At 38.7% G+C, this 18676-nt stretch carries 14 protein-coding genes; 3 read left to right on the plus strand and 11 right to left on the minus strand.

Going from position 1 to position 18676, the window contains the following annotated elements:
- Positions 1-755: 755 nt before the first annotated feature.
- From CUS89_RS05375 to CUS89_RS05400, 6 genes are all read right to left on the minus strand, one after another.
- Positions 756-2258 carry a HAMP domain-containing sensor histidine kinase gene (locus CUS89_RS05375; protein WP_104871350.1) on the minus strand — a complete coding sequence of 501 codons (1503 nt, stop codon included), beginning with the start codon at positions 2256-2258 and terminating at the stop codon, positions 756-758.
- On the minus strand, positions 2255-2941 hold the full coding sequence (locus tag CUS89_RS05380) for a response regulator transcription factor (protein WP_010735834.1): 687 nt from the start codon (positions 2939-2941) through the stop codon (positions 2255-2257). The genes CUS89_RS05375 and CUS89_RS05380 overlap by 4 nt, the downstream gene beginning before the upstream one ends.
- Positions 2942-3126: 185 nt before the next feature.
- Positions 3127-4548 carry an NADP-dependent phosphogluconate dehydrogenase gene (gene gndA, locus CUS89_RS05385; protein WP_104871351.1) on the minus strand — a complete coding sequence of 474 codons (1422 nt, stop codon included), beginning with the start codon at positions 4546-4548 and terminating at the stop codon, positions 3127-3129.
- A 205-nt stretch (positions 4549-4753) separates the two neighbouring features.
- Positions 4754-4933 carry a 50S ribosomal protein L32 gene (gene rpmF / locus CUS89_RS05390; RefSeq protein ID WP_010735836.1) on the minus strand — a complete coding sequence of 60 codons (180 nt, stop codon included), beginning with the start codon at positions 4931-4933 and terminating at the stop codon, positions 4754-4756.
- Positions 4934-4990: 57 nt separating this feature from the next.
- Positions 4991-5560, minus strand: a complete 570-nt coding sequence (locus tag CUS89_RS05395; protein ID WP_010735837.1) for a YceD family protein — start codon at positions 5558-5560, stop codon at positions 4991-4993.
- Between the two features lie 175 nt (positions 5561-5735).
- Positions 5736-6701 (minus strand): AEC family transporter, encoded by a 966-nt coding sequence (locus CUS89_RS05400; RefSeq protein ID WP_104871352.1) that lies wholly within the window; start codon positions 6699-6701, stop codon positions 5736-5738.
- Positions 6702-6960: 259 nt separating this feature from the next.
- Between CUS89_RS05400 and CUS89_RS05405 the strand changes: the two genes are divergently transcribed.
- The gene (locus tag CUS89_RS05405; RefSeq protein WP_104871353.1) at positions 6961-7851 is read left to right on the plus strand and encodes a LysR substrate-binding domain-containing protein; all 891 of its coding nucleotides are present in this window, start codon (positions 6961-6963) and stop codon (positions 7849-7851) included.
- An 80-nt stretch (positions 7852-7931) separates the two neighbouring features.
- Here the strand turns inward: CUS89_RS05405 and pyk are convergent, their stop codons facing one another.
- The 3 genes from pyk to dnaE form a co-directional block, all read right to left on the minus strand.
- Positions 7932-9716 carry a pyruvate kinase gene (gene pyk / locus CUS89_RS05410; RefSeq protein ID WP_010735840.1) on the minus strand — a complete coding sequence of 595 codons (1785 nt, stop codon included), beginning with the start codon at positions 9714-9716 and terminating at the stop codon, positions 7932-7934.
- Between the two features lie 131 nt (positions 9717-9847).
- The gene (pfkA, locus tag CUS89_RS05415; RefSeq protein WP_019723061.1) at positions 9848-10810 is read right to left on the minus strand and encodes a 6-phosphofructokinase; all 963 of its coding nucleotides are present in this window, start codon (positions 10808-10810) and stop codon (positions 9848-9850) included.
- Positions 10811-10976: 166 nt separating this feature from the next.
- Positions 10977-14291, minus strand: coding sequence for a DNA polymerase III subunit alpha (dnaE, locus tag CUS89_RS05420; protein ID WP_104871354.1), 3315 nt, complete (start codon positions 14289-14291; stop codon positions 10977-10979).
- A gap of 224 nt (positions 14292-14515) precedes the next feature.
- Between dnaE and CUS89_RS05425 the strand changes: the two genes are divergently transcribed.
- Complete coding sequence (locus CUS89_RS05425) at positions 14516-14710, plus strand: YjzD family protein (protein WP_010735843.1); 195 nt, start codon at positions 14516-14518, stop codon at positions 14708-14710.
- Between the two features lie 47 nt (positions 14711-14757).
- Here the strand turns inward: CUS89_RS05425 and CUS89_RS05430 are convergent, their stop codons facing one another.
- Positions 14758-15954, minus strand: coding sequence for a multidrug efflux MFS transporter (locus CUS89_RS05430; protein ID WP_104871355.1), 1197 nt, complete (start codon positions 15952-15954; stop codon positions 14758-14760).
- A 152-nt stretch (positions 15955-16106) separates the two neighbouring features.
- Positions 16107-17543 (minus strand): NCS2 family permease, encoded by a 1437-nt coding sequence (locus CUS89_RS05435; protein ID WP_071866067.1) that lies wholly within the window; start codon positions 17541-17543, stop codon positions 16107-16109.
- Positions 17544-17836: 293 nt separating this feature from the next.
- On the opposite strand from CUS89_RS05435, the gene CUS89_RS05440 reads away from it, so the two are divergent.
- A complete protein-coding gene (locus CUS89_RS05440; protein ID WP_181055317.1) occupies positions 17837-18646 on the plus strand; it encodes a Cof-type HAD-IIB family hydrolase in 810 nt (269 codons plus the stop codon).
- Positions 18647-18676: the final 30 nt, after the last annotated feature.

Consider the following 18676-nt stretch of genomic DNA (forward strand, 5'->3'; position numbering starts at 1 on the left):
AGGATCAAACTCTCATAATATGCTAGTTCCTCATAGCGAAAGCTGATGTGGAACTGTAGTTCGAAATTTACTTTCGAACATCATAATAGTTCATTTGTTAAGCTCAATTGTTTGCTAGCATATTGCTTGCTTGTTAAAAATGTTTGTTGTCTTGAATTGAATCAAGACGCCCTACACATTTGGTTTGTCTTACTTTGTTCAGTTTTCAAAGGTCTATTCTTTCTTATTTAACAACTTTTATATCTTAACATTTCTTTAAGATGTTGTCAACAAGTTTTTCTTTCTTAATTCAAAAAGTTCTTTGCCGTTGTTTCTCAGCGACTCAATTAATATATCATTTCAGTTGTTATCTGTCAACAACTTTTTTCGTTGATATATAAAGGTTTTTACCGCTTCGTTTTTTAACGACTTCGTTATTATAACATAACTTCCAAACCTCGTCAACACTTAAATTCAACAATTTATCGTGACGTTTCTTTCTGCTTTGTCAGAACAAATAATAATATATCAAGGACTTAAAAAAAATGCAATAGAAAAAATGCTTTTTTGAACGAATATTTTCAAAGCCGAATATTCGTCTGCAATGTTTAAAAATCAACAGTTTTTTAATGTTATTTAATTGCATTATTCTGGGATTTCATATTTAAAGTTCGTCTCTCTTTTTAGACTTACTACATATAAGCTCTCCTTATAGATCATTATACTGGCTACACTTGCAGACAAATCCATAAAAAAAGACAAGTAAAGTAAATACTTTACTTGTCTTCTGTTCGTACGATCGGTACAAAAATCCTAAAAATCGTTCCTTGCCCAACAACACTCTCTGCTAATATTCTACCTTTGTAGCTTTCTACAAGCTGTTTGGCAATCGACAATCCCAAGCCATTTCCACCTTTTGTTCGTGCACGCGCTTTATCTACACGATAAAAACGATTGAATATTTTCTTCAAGTCTTCTTGAGGTATCCCTTCGCCAAAATCCTGTATCGCGATCTCAAATTCGCTAAGCGTGGATGAAATCGAGATATGGACTTCTTTTCTTGTCGTTGAATACTTTACCGCATTATCCAAAATGATGATGATCAATTGCTCAAAATGATTTCTAAAAATTTGTAGTGTTACTTCTTTAGCTAGGTCATCATCAAGTGTAATGACGTAATCAGGATATAGTAATTTGAAATTATTGAATACTTGATAAGTCACTTCTTTTGCATTCGTCGTTTCGTTTGCATAATAAACATCTACTTGCTCTGCACGTGACAGATCTAGCATTTCTTGTACTAAGCTTTTCATCCGACTGATTTCTTGCATACTTGCAGTTAGGGATTCTTCTAAAATTTCAGGATCATCTTTCCCCCAGCGATTCAATAAGCTGAGATGCCCTTCAATAATTGCTACAGGTGTTCTTAATTCATGTGATACATCTTCCACAAATTGTTCTTGTTGCTCAATATATAGGCGCATACGATCCAGCATTTCATTGAAGATCTCAGCAAGGTCTGCTAACTCATCATCTGTGTCGATCTCTGGCATATGGATATCTGATTGCGGATCTTTACGGATCGTATCCATCGTGTCTCTTAATACTTTTAACGGTTTTAAGAAGTAGGAAGATAGGAAGAAACCTAAGATACTACTTAGTATCAAAGAGACGATCTCTAACACGATCAAAGTCAATAAAAGATTATTTCTTATATCATAGAAAGATGAAAGTTCATAAAATGTTTGAGTATAACCGATTTTTTCTCTTGTTTGTTTAGAATAAATAGGTTGGATCGACAAAAAACCGGTTTTCCCATCTAAAGTAACGATGGTTGGGATCTTCCTGGTCGTTTGGATCAATGAACGACTTTTTTCGTGTGTTTTGAAAATCAGTTTTTCATCTAGATCGTAAACATATAGATCCATTGATGCTTGACCGAGTTCAGAAATAAAGGAGTCGATCTTCATCAAATTCCCTTCAATGACAGCTGTATCATCTCCAGTACCACCGGTTTGGTCAGCGTTCGTTAAGTTTCGATAGGCATTGATCAATGTCAACTCTTCATCTGAATTTGACAAACGAGAAGCCGCTTCAGAAATCGTATGTTCCACATTCGCTCTTTCTTTAGCTACGATCAGATTGATCGATGATTTATAGGTGATCACTGCAAAAATCGTAAAGACGACAAATATGAAGAAAGAACTTGCAAAGGCCCACTTGATCGTCAAGGATGGACCTTTAAGTTCTCTTTTTTCTGTTTTATTGTAGTTGCTCACGAGCGCATCACGTAACCAGTCCCACGTACTGTTTGGATATAACTTTCCTCACCAGGAACGTCGATTTTATTACGTAGATAACGAATATACACATCCACTACGTTTGTTTCCACTTCGGTTTCGTAACCCCAAACTTTGTTCAATAAAACATCACGTGCAAGTACCACGTTGACATTTTCCATTAAAGTAAGTAATAGTTCATATTCACGCTTCGTTAATTCAATGACTTCATTACCACGACGTACGACTCTATTTTCTTTTTCGATCGTTAAATCGCGATAAGTGATCGTCGTTTGTTTTGCGACATTTTTGTCTCCTTCGATGTCGATGCGGCGCAATAAAGCACGTAGACGCGCTAACAATTCTTCGATTGCAAATGGTTTGACGATGTAATCATCTGCTCCGTGATCTAAACCCGAAACTCTATCAATGACAGAATCTCTCGCAGTCATCATGATGATTGGTGTATTTTTCGCTTGGCGTACACGACGACAAACTTCAAGTCCGTTCAATTCAGGTAACATCAAGTCTAATAAAATTGCATCCCACTCATTATTCAAAGCAGCATCCAGACCTGTTCGTCCATTGTAATGTACTTCAGCATTATACCCTTCATGTTTTAATTCTAATTCGACAAATCGGGCTAAGTTTTTCTCATCTTCAATGATTAGAATATTACTCATTCAATTTTATCCTTTCTCTCCTAGGCTTCTAAACTCCATTATTATACCGATAGTTAATTTTAAAATCTATAATCATTTTATCATGGAATACTATTTTTAAAAAGAGCTGAAGTCGACCTCTATAATTTGACCTCAGCTCTTTCATTTATTACTTATTTGTTTAGCATGTAGAATAAAGAGGCTGATTAATCTTCGTTATACCATGAGTAATGGAAGATTCCTTCTTTATCAACACGCTCATACGTATGTGCACCAAAGTAATCACGTTGTGCTTGGATGATGTTTGCAGGCAAACGTTCGGCTCTGTATGAATCAAAGTAAGCAATCGCTGAAGAGAATGTCGGAACTGGTACGCCTGCTTGAACAGCTAATGCAACAACTTCTCGAACGGCTTGTTGGTATTTCTTAGTGATCTCAACAAAGTAGTCATCCAATAATAGATTTTCAATGTCAGGATTGTTATCGTAGGCATCTGTGATTTTTTGTAAGAAACGTGCACGGATGATGCAGCCGGCACGCCAGATTTTTGCGATTTCACCGAATGGCAGATCCCAGCCATAGTCTTTTGATGCAACACGTAGCTGTGCAAACCCTTGTGCATAGCTCATGATTTTACTGAAGTATAATGCTTCACGAATTTTTTCGATAAATTCTTTTTTGTCGCCATTGAATTCAAAATCATTCGTGTGTGTCAATATTTTACTTGCTTGTACACGTTCGTCTTTATATGCAGAGATATAACGGGCAAAGACAGACTCAGTGATCAACGGTAGTGGTACACCTAGGTCTAAAGCACTTTGACTTGTCCATTTACCTGTTCCTTTATTTCCCGCAGCATCAAGGATCACATCTACGATCGGTTGACCTGTGCCTTCATCGTCTTTGCGTGTCAAAATGTCCGCAGTGATTTCGATCAAGTAGCTATCTAATTCACCTTCGTTCCATTCTTTGAAGATATCAGCCATCTCATCAACAGATAGGCCTAAAATATTTTTCATCAAGTCGTAAGATTCAGCAATCAGTTGCATATCGCCATACTCGATCCCATTGTGAACCATTTTGACATAATGACCTGCACCATTTGGACCAATGTAAGTTACACACGGTGTGCCGTCTTCTGCTTTTGCAGAAATTTGTTCCAAGATCGGCGCAACTAGTTCATATGCTTCTTTTTGTCCACCAGGCATGATCGAAGGTCCTTTCAATGCCCCTTCTTCTCCTCCTGAAACACCAGTCCCGATAAAGTTGATACCAGAATTAGCTAATTCTTCGTTTCGACGAATCGTATCTTGGAAGAAGGTGTTCCCGCCATCGATCAAGATATCACCTTTGTCTAAATGTGGTAATAATTCTTGGATCGTTGCATCTGTCGCTGGTCCTGCTTTGACCATCAAAAGGATGCGACGTGGTTTTTCGATTGAATCAACAAATTCTTCGATCGTGTATGTTGCTTTGAAGTTTTTGTCTGGATGTTCTTCTACCACATCTGTTGTTTTTGCTCCTGTACGGTTGAATAGTGCAACAGAGTAGCCGCGGCTTTCAATGTTAAGGGCTAGATTTTTACCCATGACGGCCATTCCGACAACGCCGATTTGTTGTTTTGACATATAAACTCCTCCTACATATGGGATGTTCTCCCTAATCTCTCTCATTATAGCTTAACATAGCTTACTTGCAAACCAAATAAGTACGAATCGATGATGTTTCTTGCTTCTTATCATTCCGAATACAATCGTTATTTCAGAATCAAAAAAATAAACCTCAAGGCTCCATGGTTAGCCTTGAGGTTTTACATTTTCTAAATAAAATGTATTAAGCTTCTTTAGACATTACGTCCTTACCATCGTAGTAACCACAACTTGCACATACGTGATGGCTTTTTTTCATTTCACCACAGTTTGGACATTCGTTCAATCCTTTGATTGTCAATTTGTAATGAGTACGACGTTTTGCTTTTTTAGCTTTCGATGTTCTTCTAGCTGGTACTGCCATTTTGCTACACCTCCTTGTAAAGTCTCGTATCAATATTTGATACAATATATTCCAATCTTACGCGTTATCATCTTCTTCTGATGCTGAATCAAAAAATTCTGATAGTTTTGCAAGACGAGGATCTACTTTTGTCTCAGCTTCTTCCGTTTTGCGTTTTTCATACTCTTCTTCGGATAGCACTTCCCAGTCATTCCCTTTCGGTAATTCAGTGGAATGCTCTTCTTCTTCTGTGAGTACACGCATCGGAATCGCCAATAAAATGTTGTCTTCGATCGACTCTGTCACATCTAGATGGGTTCCTTCAATCAAGAGGATCTCTTCTGAAGGTAACTGTACATCTCTACGTTGGTATTGCTCCATCGTCATAAACAATTCATCTACAGACAGTTTGATTGGTAATTCAACTGGTGTCAATGAACGAGTGGACGGAACAGTCAGTGTCGTCTGCGCAGTGTAATGAACGAGATAGCCTTTGTTATCTACTGAGACTAGACCTTCGACTTCCACAGGCGCAACATCTAAAATTGAATCGTCTCGCTTCATAAGAGCCTTTTTTACGTCAAGGGTCTCATGAAAAGTTAACGGTGTCTCTTGGTATTTTCTCAATTCCAATAAAGACCATTTCATAGTTTCATCACTCCTAAGCAACAAAAGCTATTATACAGGGCAAAAAGTCGGTTGTCAATGAAATTTTCTTGACACCTTACACTTCATAAAAAAACACAGAACGTTTTTCTCATCTACGTGAGATTTATTCGCTCTGTGTTTACTTTCTGGCTAGCTATCACTGTTTATTCAGATATCAAATGTATTGGATCAATTGCATTAAAATAGGCACGACGACCACAAATAGGAGCGTACTCGTTGTAACAAGATTCGTTGCATACTTCACATCACCGTGGGCTTCATTTGCTAGTATTGGCAAGACAGCTAGCATAGGTGTGGCTGACTGCACGATCAATGTTTGTTTCAAGAGCGGTGCTAATTCTGCACCAAAGGCTTGTTTTCCTATCCCGATCAATCCAATCAATACAGCTGGTGCTAAGATGAATCGACCGATCAAGGCTACGATCGTATCCCGATCAAATCGAATACTTTTCAAACCAGCATCATATAAAACGATCCCGATATAGATCAATGACAATGGTGTCACGATCCCTCCTACATAGTTTAGTGTAGAATTGACAAAATCAGGTACAGGTATCTCTAATAACAAGAAGAGAAGTGCAACGATAAAACCTAATAAAGGTGCTGGTAGAAGCTTTTTCCAATTCAGCTTTGTTTTCTTTTCTGTTCGATCTTTTGTCGGATCGTCATTAGCAATCAAAAATACGCCAAACGCCCACGTGGAAACAGTATTCGTGACATAATAAACTAAGAAGTAAGGTAAAGAGGCTTCCCCAAACAGTGCAATATTAAGTGGTAAGCCAATAAATATCGTATTGGCATTCACTACTGCATTCATAAAAATCCCCCGTCTACCTGGTTGGATCTTCAGTAATTTAGTGAGTACATAAGCAATCAGATAGGAAATGATCACTGCGCCGATCGGATAAATCAGACTTCCAGATAATTCGATCAAATTACTTTTGGTTAAATTCTTCATGACTGAAACAAAAATTGAGGCAGGTAATGCTACTTTAGTGATCAAGGAAGAGATACTTTCCCCAAAATGTTCATCGAACCACCCCAAACTTTTTAGTACATACCCTAAACCAATCATCAAGATGATACTGATTACACTTTCGATTGATTGAAAAAATACCATTTCTTCCATCTCCTTAGTAACCTTTTGGTAAAGCAATTTGTTTATAGACATTTGCCAACACTACTCAATCATCTTCATTTAGACAAAAAGATATTCAGGTTGCTTTTTTTCTTTTTTGTTTTAAACTAAAAGACGAATCGTTTGACACTTGCCTTGCAGATTACTTATTTCTTATTAAGTGTAGTCTTTTAGGTTTGTTATAGTCAAAATTATCGATTACAATAAACATTATTTATATGTCAAGGGAGCGAATCGATTCATGAATACGAGAGATCTTGAATATTATGTTCAAATCGTCAAACAGAAAAATTTTACTAAGGTAGCTAAGTTTTTTGAAGTCAGTCAACCAACGATCACTTACGCCTTACAACGCTTGGAAAAAGAAATTGGTGCTACCCTTATTACAAGAGATCGTTCCCATCATGAATTGATCATCACTCCTGCCGGTAAGCAACTATTGATCCACGCACAGTCAGTCTTGCAAGAAATCACACTTGCTAAGGCAGAGATTGCTCAGTTACAAAAGAAAAAATTGCGCTTTGGGATGCCGCCTATCATTGGTAATGAATATTTTCCAAAATTATCGAGCTACTTTATCAAGCACCAATTGATGGGGCAAATCGATATCGTCGACGGAGGTTCCCGTGATCTGTATGGCATGATCCATCAAGGACGGATCGACATTGCGATTCTTGGATCAACACAACCGATCGTCGATCAAAAGCTGGAAGTCGAACCATTGTTAGATAAATGCTTTATGATCGTTGTTTCCCCTTCACACCCTCTAGCAGATCGTACAAGCGTTTCTTTTAAGGAACTAGTCAACGATCAGTTTGTTTTGTTAAATGAACACTACGTCCACCCTGCTGCGTTTACGAAGCTTTCTAAGCAAACGCATATCGTACCTAAGATCGTTTACCAAAGTAATGATCTAACTATTTTGAAAAGCATGATCCGAGAAAATATCGGGATTGGCTTTTTAACCGAGATCGCGATCCATCCTGAAGATAATCTTGTAGCTATTCCTTTAGCAGATACTGCTCAACCGCGGTTTTTGATTTCATTAGCCACTCGCGCACAACAGTTACCAACGGTTTTACATGAAAACGTGATCGAAGTCATCCATGAATTTATGAAAACCCAAAAATGACTTGCTCAACTCACACACAATAAAAAACAAAAAAAGAGTGCTGAGATTTCTCTCAACACTCTTTTTGATTTTGATTTCAATTAGATAGCTGTTGTTTCTCCGCGATAAACGATACCACGACGAGCGTCAACAGTGATCAATTCACCATCTTTGATCGTTGAAGTTGCATCTTTCGCACCAACGATTACAGGAATATCTTGTGCAATTCCCACAACTGCTGCGTGTGAAGTCAAACCGCCTTCTTCAACAACTACTGCTGCTGCTTTTTCGATTGCAGGCATGAATTCTTTATCAGTTGAAGGAACAACTAATACCATACCATCTTTTGCTTTTTTGATTGCTTCTGCTGCTGATGAAGCCACTACAGCGTTCGCTACAACAGATTGTTGACCGATTCCTTGTGCTTCAAGCAATTTTGAACCAATCATTTGAATCTTCATTACGTTTGTTGTTCCACGTTCACCTACTGGTACACCAGCAGTGATCAAGATCAAGTCACCTTCTGAAGCGAAACCTAATTCGACTGCTTTTTTAGCAGCTAATTCAAACATTTCGTCTGTTGTTGTTGGTTTTTCAGCAACTGTTGGATATACACCCCAGTTAAGCATCAAACCACGTTTTGTGCGTTCGTCAAATGTAACAGCTAAGATATCAGCATCTGGACGGTATTTAGAGATCATTTTTGCTGTATAACCAGATTCAGTTGCAGCAACGATTGTTTTTACGCCTAAGTTTTTCGCAGCACGTGCAACTGATAAACCGATTGTTTCTGTTACATCAGTTTTGTCAAATTCATTTAATTGGAATGAACCTAATTCTGCTAATGCTAATTCTGCTTGTTGGTCGATACGAGCCATTGTTGCAACAGCTTCAACAGGATAGTCACCATTTGCTGATTCGCCTGATAACATTGTTGCATCTGTTCCATCAAATACCGCATTGGCAACGTCAGATGCTTCCGCACGTGTTGGACGTGGGTTTTCTTGCATTGATTCTAACATTTGTGTTGCAGTGATTACTGGGATACCCGCAGCGTTACATTTTTTGATGATACGTTTTTGAACCATTGGTACTAATTCAGCAGGGATCTCAACACCCATGTCACCACGAGCGATCATGATACCATCAGAAACTTTGATGATTTCATCAATGTTGTCGATACCTTCTTGAGATTCGATTTTAGGGAAGATTTGAACATGTGTCATGTCTTTTTCTTCTAAAATTTCACGAATATCTAATACGTCTTGTGCTTTACGAACAAAACTTGCAGCGATGAAGTCGATGTCGTTATCAAGTCCGAAGCGGATATCGTCTGCATCTTTTGGTGTGATACCTGGTAAGCTGATTGAAACGCCTGGTGCGTTAACACCTTTACGTGATCCTAGCATACCTGCATTTTTTACTTCTACTACTAATTCACGCGTTGCTTCATCTTTTTCAATGATTTCCATGTCGATCAAACCATCATCGAATAAGATATGTCCACCTACATGAACGTCTTCAAAAAGACCTGGATAAGTCACTGCGATTTTTTCTTTTGAACCTACATGTTCAGGGTCCATTGAGATGCGTGTTTTGTCGCCAACTTCAAATTTGATGTAGCCTGCACGGCCAAAATCTTCTTCAGTTGTGCCTTGAACTGTTGTACGGATTTCTGCACCTTTTGTATCTAAAAGGATGCCGACATCTTTACCAGTTTTCTTCACTGCTTCGCGAACCATTACCATACGTGATAATTGTTCTTCATGGTCACCATGTGAAAAGTTGAAGCGGAAGACATTTGCTCCAGATTCAATCAATTTAGAAATAGTTTCTACTGAATTACTGGCTGGTCCTAATGTACTAACGATTTTCGTTTTTTTCATTTTACAAAACTCTCCCATTCAAATTGTTTATTTAAAGCCATTCAAAGCTTAAATATCTGTTAGATATTGGGAAGACTTGCTTCCCACTCCCATATATATATCTATTGATTTATCCGACTGCTTTTCTTTGATTAGAAAGAAAGTGAGTTGTTCAAGTCATACAATGATAAATCTGGTTGGTGTTTGTTATTTTCTAATGTGTCGATGATATCAGCTTCAACGATGTCGTTGTCACGAATACCGATGCACAATCCACCTTTTCCTTGTTGCAATAATTCAACAGCATGTGCGCCAAATTTACTTGCTAATACACGGTCGCGTGCGGTTGGTGAACCACCACGTACAACGTGTCCTAAAATCGATACACGTGTATGGTAATCGCCATATTCTGACAATTTTTCTGCGAATTCGTTTCCGCCCATTACGCCTTCTGCCAAAATGATCAAGCAATGTTTTTTGCCACGATCGCGGCCATCTTGGATTTTTTTAGCAACAACTGACATATCAAAATCATGTTCAGGGATGATGATTTCATCTGCTCCACCAGCAACACCTGACCATAAAGCGATATCTCCAGCATTACGTCCCATTACTTCGATCACGAACGTACGAACGTGTGAAGTCGCTGTATCACGGATGCGGTCGATTGATTCTAATACTGTGTTGATTGCTGTATCAAAACCGATCGTAAAATCAGTTCCAGGAATATCGTTATCGATCGTACCTGGTACACCCACTGCTGGGAACCCACGTTTAGTCAAAGCCATCGCGCCATGGTAAGAACCATCGCCACCGATCACAACAAGACCTTCGATACCGAATTTTTTCAATTGTTCGATTCCTTTTAATTGTCCTTCTTCTGTCGCGAATTCAGGATAACGTGCAGAGTACAAGAATGTACCTCCGCGTTGGATCTTATCACCGACATCTGCAACATCTAATCGACGGATATCTCCGGCAACTAATCCAGCAAAACCATAATTGATCCCGTAAACTTCCAATCCTTCATATATACCTTTACGAACGACTGCACGAACTGCTGCATTCATCCCAGGAGCATCTCCACCACTAGTCAAAATTCCGATGCGTTTCATATTCATCTTCACCTCATTAAATTACTTTATCCTAAGCAAGACTTAGGTTTATAACCTTCTTTGTATTAACCACGACTAACATTCTAACATTATTTTGCTCACTTGTCTTGATTTCCTGATAAAAAAATGAAAAAAAATGAAAGCAAATAGTATCTTTTACCGTAAGTTATTTGAAAACAACATTTTCTTCTTTTAAAAGGTAAGCTAATTGCTTCTTGAGACTGTCTGAACCATCGAGCCAGAAGGCTTCAGATAAGACGACTTTTCGTTGGTCTTTTTCATGATACATGACAACAGGAATATACCCTGGGAATTTTTTGAACAGTTCTTGCAGTTGCTTCATCGTATCTGGTTGGTCTGCCTCTTCCCTGATCCTCAAATAACATGTTTGCTCTGGATACTGCTGTTCCAATTCTTCAGGATCAGCGACTACTTCTGCGATCAGCTGTAATTCTTGATTGTATTTGCTGATTTCTGAACGTCCTTGCACATAGATTACTTGATTTTCTTTGAATAATGAGCGTGCTTGGCGATACAGCTCTGGAAAAACGGTGATAGCTATTTCCCCACTACTATCTGTCCCACTGACAAAAGCCATCAACGCTCCTTTTTTCGTACGGATCTCTCTTACTTCTTTGACCATTACTAAGACATTCGTTGTTTGCTTAGGTACGATTTCGGTGACTAAATGGACTTTTTTTGCTAATTTAAGACGCTCATACCCTTCTGTCGGATGACCAGATAAATAGACACCTAAATGCTCTTCTTCTAATTGAAGCTTCTCTTCCAGGCTATAATCAGCAACTTCTTCCTCTTTTAAAGCCATGATATCTAGCAGGTCTAAACTACCGCCACTATATAAGATGTTTTGGATCTTACCTTCCAGATCCAACATCAACTGTCTGCGGTTTCCTACTAATTCATCAAAAACACCTGAGGCTACTAATGTTTGTAACAACTCCAATTTGAGCCAGCGTTTATTGATACGAATCAGAAACTGATCAACAGAACGAAACGGTCCATCTTCTTTTCGTTCGCGGATGATTTCCTCAACGAAATCTCGGCGAACACCTTTGATTGCTGTCAACCCGAAACGAATGGTTTCTTTATCCGTCAACTCGAATCCATAAAAACTTTGATTGATGGATGGAGGGGTCAGTTTTATTTTATACTTTTTTGCCTCAGCAATATACTCTTTCAACTTTGCCGTGTTGTGACGTACGGAATTCATCAAACTCATAAAAAATGCACCAGGATGATGAACTTTTAGATAGGCCATTTGAAAACCAACGAAGGAGTAAGCAAACGCATGAGAGCGGTTGAAACCATAGTTGGCAAAGCGTTCGATATATTCGTATACTTCATTGGCTTTTTCGTTACTGTATCCTTGTTGGTTGGCACCTTGAACAAAATGCTCCCTTTCTTGATCAATAACGTCTTTTTTCTTTTTACTGATTGCTCGTCTCAAAATATCCGCTTGACCGAGAGAGAATCCAGCCATCGTTGAAGCAATCTGCATGATCTGTTCCTGATACACGATGACACCATACGTATTCTTCAAAATCGGTTGCAGTGAATCATCGGGATAATGGATTCTTTCCTTCCCTTTCTTACGAGCGATAAATGCATCGATATTTTGCATTGGTCCAGGACGATACAAGGCATTGACAGCGGCAATATCTTCAATGTTTTCTGGTCCTAATCTCCGTAGGACATTCCGAATTCCCGCAGATTCGAATTGAAAGACTCCGGTTGTTTCTCCTTGTTGAAAAAGCTGTAAAGCCTTAGGATCATCTAGTGGAATTTCTTTGAGCTCGATATCTTTGTTTTCGACACGTTTGATTGCTTTCACTGTGTAATCGATAATAGACAGATTTCTTAATCCAAGAAAATCCATTTTTAACAACCCAATAGCTTCGACATCATTCATTGTATACTGAGTCAAATATGCTTCATCTGATCCTTTTTGTAAAGGAACTAACTCTAGTAGATTTTTATCACTTAAAACGACACCAGCTGCATGAGTGGAAACGTGTCTTGGTAAACCTTCAAGTATTTTTGCTGTATGGAACAACAATTGATTTTTTTCACTCGCTTGTACTAACTCTACCAGCTTATTAGATGTTCGATAGGCCTCATTCAACGTCATTTTTAGTTGATTGGGAATCGCTTTGGACCAACGATTGGCCTCGCTTTGTGACAAGCCGAAGACACGGGCCACATCTCTTAGTACCATTTTAGCTGCCATAGTTCCAAATGTTGCGATTTGTGCCATATGATATTGACCATATTTCTCACGAACATAAATCAGCACTTCTTCTCTGCGGTTATCTGGAATATCTAAATCGATATCTGGCATCGTGTATCGCTCTGGATTCAAAAATCGTTCAAATAGTAAATCATATTCCAACGGATCTACATCTGTGATCTCCAACACATAGGCGACCAATGACCCTGCCGCAGAACCACGACCAGCACCAGTAACGATATTGTTCTCATGGGCAAAAGCCATAACATCCCAGACAATCAAAAAGTAATCATCAAACCCCATCTGGTGGATCACTGACAGTTCATAATCTAAGCGCTCTTGATAAGCTTCGCTGATTTTTTTCACTCGCTTACCTAATTGCTTCTGACAAAGTTCCTGCAAGTACTCTCCTGCACTTCGATTTTCTGGTACCGGATAATGTGGTAATAATTTCTGATGGAACTGAAATTCAAAGGTAACTGATTTAGCTAATTGCTGCGCATTGTTCAACGCCTCTTCCAATCCTGCGTTTATGAATCTTTGTCGTAATTCTGCTTCGGGAAGTAAAAAACCTGTTGCTGTATCACGAGTCGTTTGGCGCACTTCATCAAAAGAGAGTTGTGTTCCTTCACGAAGATGTTTCATTATCTCTAATGAAAAAAGTTCTTCTTGATGCAAACTAGCAATCGGATGTAACGCACATAGTTGAAATTGGTTTGCTCGTAAATAAGCCAGCCATTCTGGAGCTTCTAGGGGCGTTTCTTCTGTGACACCTACATAAAAATAAGAAGGCGTTACTTTTTCTTGCAAACTTTGCCAATGGCTATCAAATGATTCTGACACACCATAGTCATCAGCAATCGAGTTTTTGGTTGGTAAAACGACCAGCAAGTGATCGAGCTCGTTGATTTCATCAAGCTCAACTTTTTCTTGGATCATTTTTTTACTCGAGAGCTTGATCAATTGTTGGTAGCCGATGCTATCTTTTGCGTAGAGTAACAACTCATAGTGACGTTCGCCAAACAGATACGTCAGGTTCAGCCCAATGATCGGTTGGATTTTTTCATTCATACAAACGCGATAAAATTCTGCTGCGCCAGACAGCACGTTTTTATCTGTGATTGCTAATGTCTGATAGCCTAGTTTCTTTGCTTCTCGAACGTATTCGTTTATGCGAATCGTACTTTGCAACAAAGAATACGAGGTGATCGTATAAAGTTGTGGAAGAAACATTTTACCTACCACCTTTTCCATTCACTTTCTTTTTAGGGGAATATTCATAACATCAACTATTTATCGTGTATCACTTGTTACCATGTATTCGTCTTTCTTTATGCTTTTCCTATTAGATGGATGATCCATACTTTTTTATACTATCCACTGCCTTTTAATGCTTGTTTCTCCCTTTACATTCAAAAAAAATCTGGTAAACTGAACTTAGAAAAGAGGTGTTTGATATGCGATATATCGTCACATTATTTTGGGCAGTCATTTTAGGTCAAGTGGTTGGCTATATCGGTGGTGCATTGTCTAGTAGCCCATATGATTTTACCATGACGACTATTATTTCCTTGGTTGCAGGATTGATCGTCATTTTGATCAGCGCTGTTGCAACACCTAAAAAAGAAACTTCATCCGCTTCACATTCATAAAAGCCGAACAGATTGGAGAAATACTCCAATCTGTTTTTTTTGCTTGATCATAGTTTTTGATGAAGTACTTTTCTAAAATTGAATAGTGATAAAAGAATATTCGTTAGAACAAAGAGACTAGTCACAATAAACACTGTACTATAATTGTACGCATGGGCAACCGTCGAGCCTAACATTGGTCCTAATACTTGACCAAAGTTCGTAAACATCTGGTTATAGCTATATACTCGACTGACACCTTCTTCCGGTGTGATCTTGCTGATCAATGTATTGATCGATGGCATCAACGCACCTGTTGAAAAACCTAGTATGAAACGTAAGATCCCTAATTGTAAGGGGGTAGTCACAAATGCCATTGGTAAGTAACAACAAAACGAGAGTACTAAACCTGCTAACAGCACCTTCTGATTTCCGATCTTATCCCCTAGTTTTCCCAGTCTTGGAGAAGAAAATACTGCTGAAACACCTGATACTGAAACAATCAACCCACTAACAAATAAGATATTTGAGGTATCTCCGCTTAGTTCCCGAATATACAATGTCAAAATCGGACTGATTGTCGTGATCCCTAACTGTAAAATCAAGGTAGTAACAAATAAACCTACTAAAACAGAAAAGTGATCCATTTTTGCAAATACTTCTTTGGTACTGATCATATCTTTTTTCTCTACCGGTTGGAAATCTTCTTTTACCATGAAAATCGTCAAGATCGTGGTGATCAGTAATAACCCTCCAGTAATCAAAAAGACATTTTCCATTCCGAACCATTGCGCCAAAGCGCCTCCCATTGACGGACCAATCAGCGTCCCTGCAACTGCCCCAGTAGAAAGTGTTCCTAACGCCCATCCACTTTTCTCTTTTGGTGCTTGTGAAGCGATCATCGCTGTCGCATTAGGTATGTATCCAGATAATATCCCATTAAAGAAACGCATGACTAAAAGCCAATAAGCATTTGGCACAAAAGCAAGTGATCCCATAGTGATCGTCATACCGGCTGCTGCCCGGATCATCATCATTTTCCGTCCTTTCCGGTCGGCTAGATTTCCCCAAATAGGCGCAACGATCGCCGCAGCAAAGGCTGTCACTGAAATCGCTAATCCTGAAAATAATTCGATTTGATCCTTAGGCGTACCTAGTTGTTCGACGTATACTGGAATGAATGGCATGACCAAACTGATACTTGAACCAGTAAAAAAGCAGCCTATCCAAGCTACGAATAAATTTTTCTTCCATTGAACCTTCATTTATCACCCTTCTTTCGTCTCTATTATCATACCTATTTTTGTACGTGTGTGCAACGTATGTGCCGGTATCGTTCGTTTTTGCAAAAGAGGAACTAGGCAAAAAAAAATAGAAGCAAAGAGTTAGCTTACTCTTTACCACTATTTTTTGTCATTTAAATAATCGCTAAAATAACGAAGTTGAGGATGAATAAAATATCAACAACCCATAAAGCAAATGAAATCTCACTAGTTTTGCCTTTGACTACTTTCATGATCGTATAGAAGATAAATCCAGCAGCGATTCCGTAAGAGATGCTGTAAGCTAATCCCATAAAGATCGAAGCAAAAAATGCAGGTAATGCTTCTTCCATATCTAACCAATTGATATCAGCAAACGAAGCCATCATCATCACACCAACTAAGATCAACGCTGGTGCAGTTGCTTGTGCCGGTACAATAGCAATCAGTGGAGAGAATAAACTACTCAAAGCAAATAATGCAGCTACGACGACTGAAGTCAAACCTGTACGTCCACCAGCACCGATTCCAGCTGCCGATTCAACATAAGTCGTGGTATTCGATGTTCCGAAAATCGCACCGATCGATGTGGCGATTGCATCAGCAAACAACGCTTTATCCATTTTTGTTCTAAATCCTCGCCCGTCTTCTAGAGCTTCTTCATCTTCTTTAGAGAAGATTCCTGTACGTCTACCAGTACCGATGAATGTTCCAATCGTATCAAATGTATCAGATAAACTAAACGCGATGATCGTCATCAGTACTTGTGGGATCTTAGAGCTATCACTAAATAATGATTGCATCCCTTCCGCACCGAATGCCGCACCAAAGGTTGTTCCTAGTTCGTTGATCGAATTCCCTAAAGAATTTTGTTCCCAGTCGATCGCTCCTAGATCAACGACCCCCATCAAAATCCCGATGATCGTCGTTACAACGATCCCGATCAAGATCGCGCCACGGATATTTTTAACCACTAAAATCGCTGTCAATACTAGCCCGATGACTGCTAATAAGATTGGCGCATTATTGAAGTTTGCAAGTTCTGGAACAATGCCACCGTTGATCGTCACATTCGTCACTTGACCATTATCAACCACAGAGCTAGAAATCGCTGATTGATCTGCAGAAAAAGACAAAAATCCAGCATTTTTGATCCCAACGTATGCAACAAAAATCCCAATACCACCGCCGATTGCATGTTGTAAACTTTCAGGAATGGCATGGATGATCATTTTTCGAATATTTGTGACTGTAATAAATACATTGATCAATCCACAAATGAAGACCATAGCTAATGCTTCTTGCCAAGAATACCCTAACCCAAAAACAACTGTGAACGTGAAGAAAGCATTTAGACCCATTCCAGGCGCTTGCGCATAAGGCACATTAGCAAATAACCCCATAACTAAAGTACCGATGATCGAAGCAATGATCGTCGCTAAAAAGACTGCCTGAAATGGCATGCCAGCAGCTGACAAGATCGTCGGATTAACAAATAATATATAACTCATGGCAAAAAATGTCGTAACACCCGCCATTATTTCTGTTGGTACATTTGTATTATTTTTCTTTAGTTGGAAAAACTTTTCCATAAAAATTTCCACTCCCTGATTTTTTCTAACGGACTACATAATATATGTAAAAATAAATCCAAAGATAATTCCCCGTCGAACATTTATAAATTATATAGAGATTTCATTCGTTTTTCAACAAAAAACTTTATAAAAAAAACATTTTTTCGATAAACGTTCGTGTTTTACTGTTATTATTTGCTTAATTTCTGCTTTTCTTTCCAACTATTTAGTTTTCAGAATGATTTGCGCCTTGTTTATTCATTGAAATATGCTAGACTGAAACAAACCGTTGTTTGAAAGGAATGACAGCATTGAACAAAAAATTGATTGCGATCGACTTGGATGGAACAACGTTGAATCCTGATTCGATCATTACTTCTAAAACCCAACAAACATTAAGAAAAGCTATTGATGCTGGCCATCATGTCAGTATTGCAACAGGGCGTCCGTATCGAATGAGCTATCAGTATTATCAACAGTTAGAATTGACAACACCGATGGTCAACTTTAACGGCGCGCTTGTTCATATCCCAAACCAACAATGGGCTGGGGAGCAAGAAACATTGATCAACAAAGAGATCGTTTTTGAGATCTTAGCGCAAAAAAATCAATTGAATCTAGACTTTATCGCTGCGGAGAATCGCGACACTTTCTTTATCGATACTTTTGATTTTTTTGACGCAAAATTCTTCGCTTCACCAAATCCAAAACCAGAGAACCTACTATCTCCACGGAATCTAACAACAAATCCTACGTCCTTACTGGTACGTACAGAAAAGCAATATGCTGAACAAGTAGCTGCCGAACTGACACGTCAATTTGGGAAACATGTCGATGTAAGGACTTGGGGTGGCCCAATGGCGATACTAGAGATTGTTTCAAAAGGCATCGAGAAAGCGAAAGGAATCCATCAAGTAGCGAATCATCTAGCGATTGAACAAAAAGATGTGATTGCTTTTGGTGATGAACATAACGACTTAGAACTTCTTGAATATGCAGGCTGGGGTGTTGCAATGGCTAACGGGACCGATCAACTAAAAGGAGTAGCCAACGATATCACTGAACAAACGAATGAAGAAGACGGCTTGGCGAATTACCTTGAAAAATTACTTTCATTATAAAAAATAGTTCAGAAGATACGTTACATATCT

The organism is Enterococcus mundtii (genome assembly GCF_002947535.1).
GTDB classification, from domain to species: domain Bacteria; phylum Bacillota; class Bacilli; order Lactobacillales; family Enterococcaceae; genus Enterococcus_B; species Enterococcus_B mundtii_B.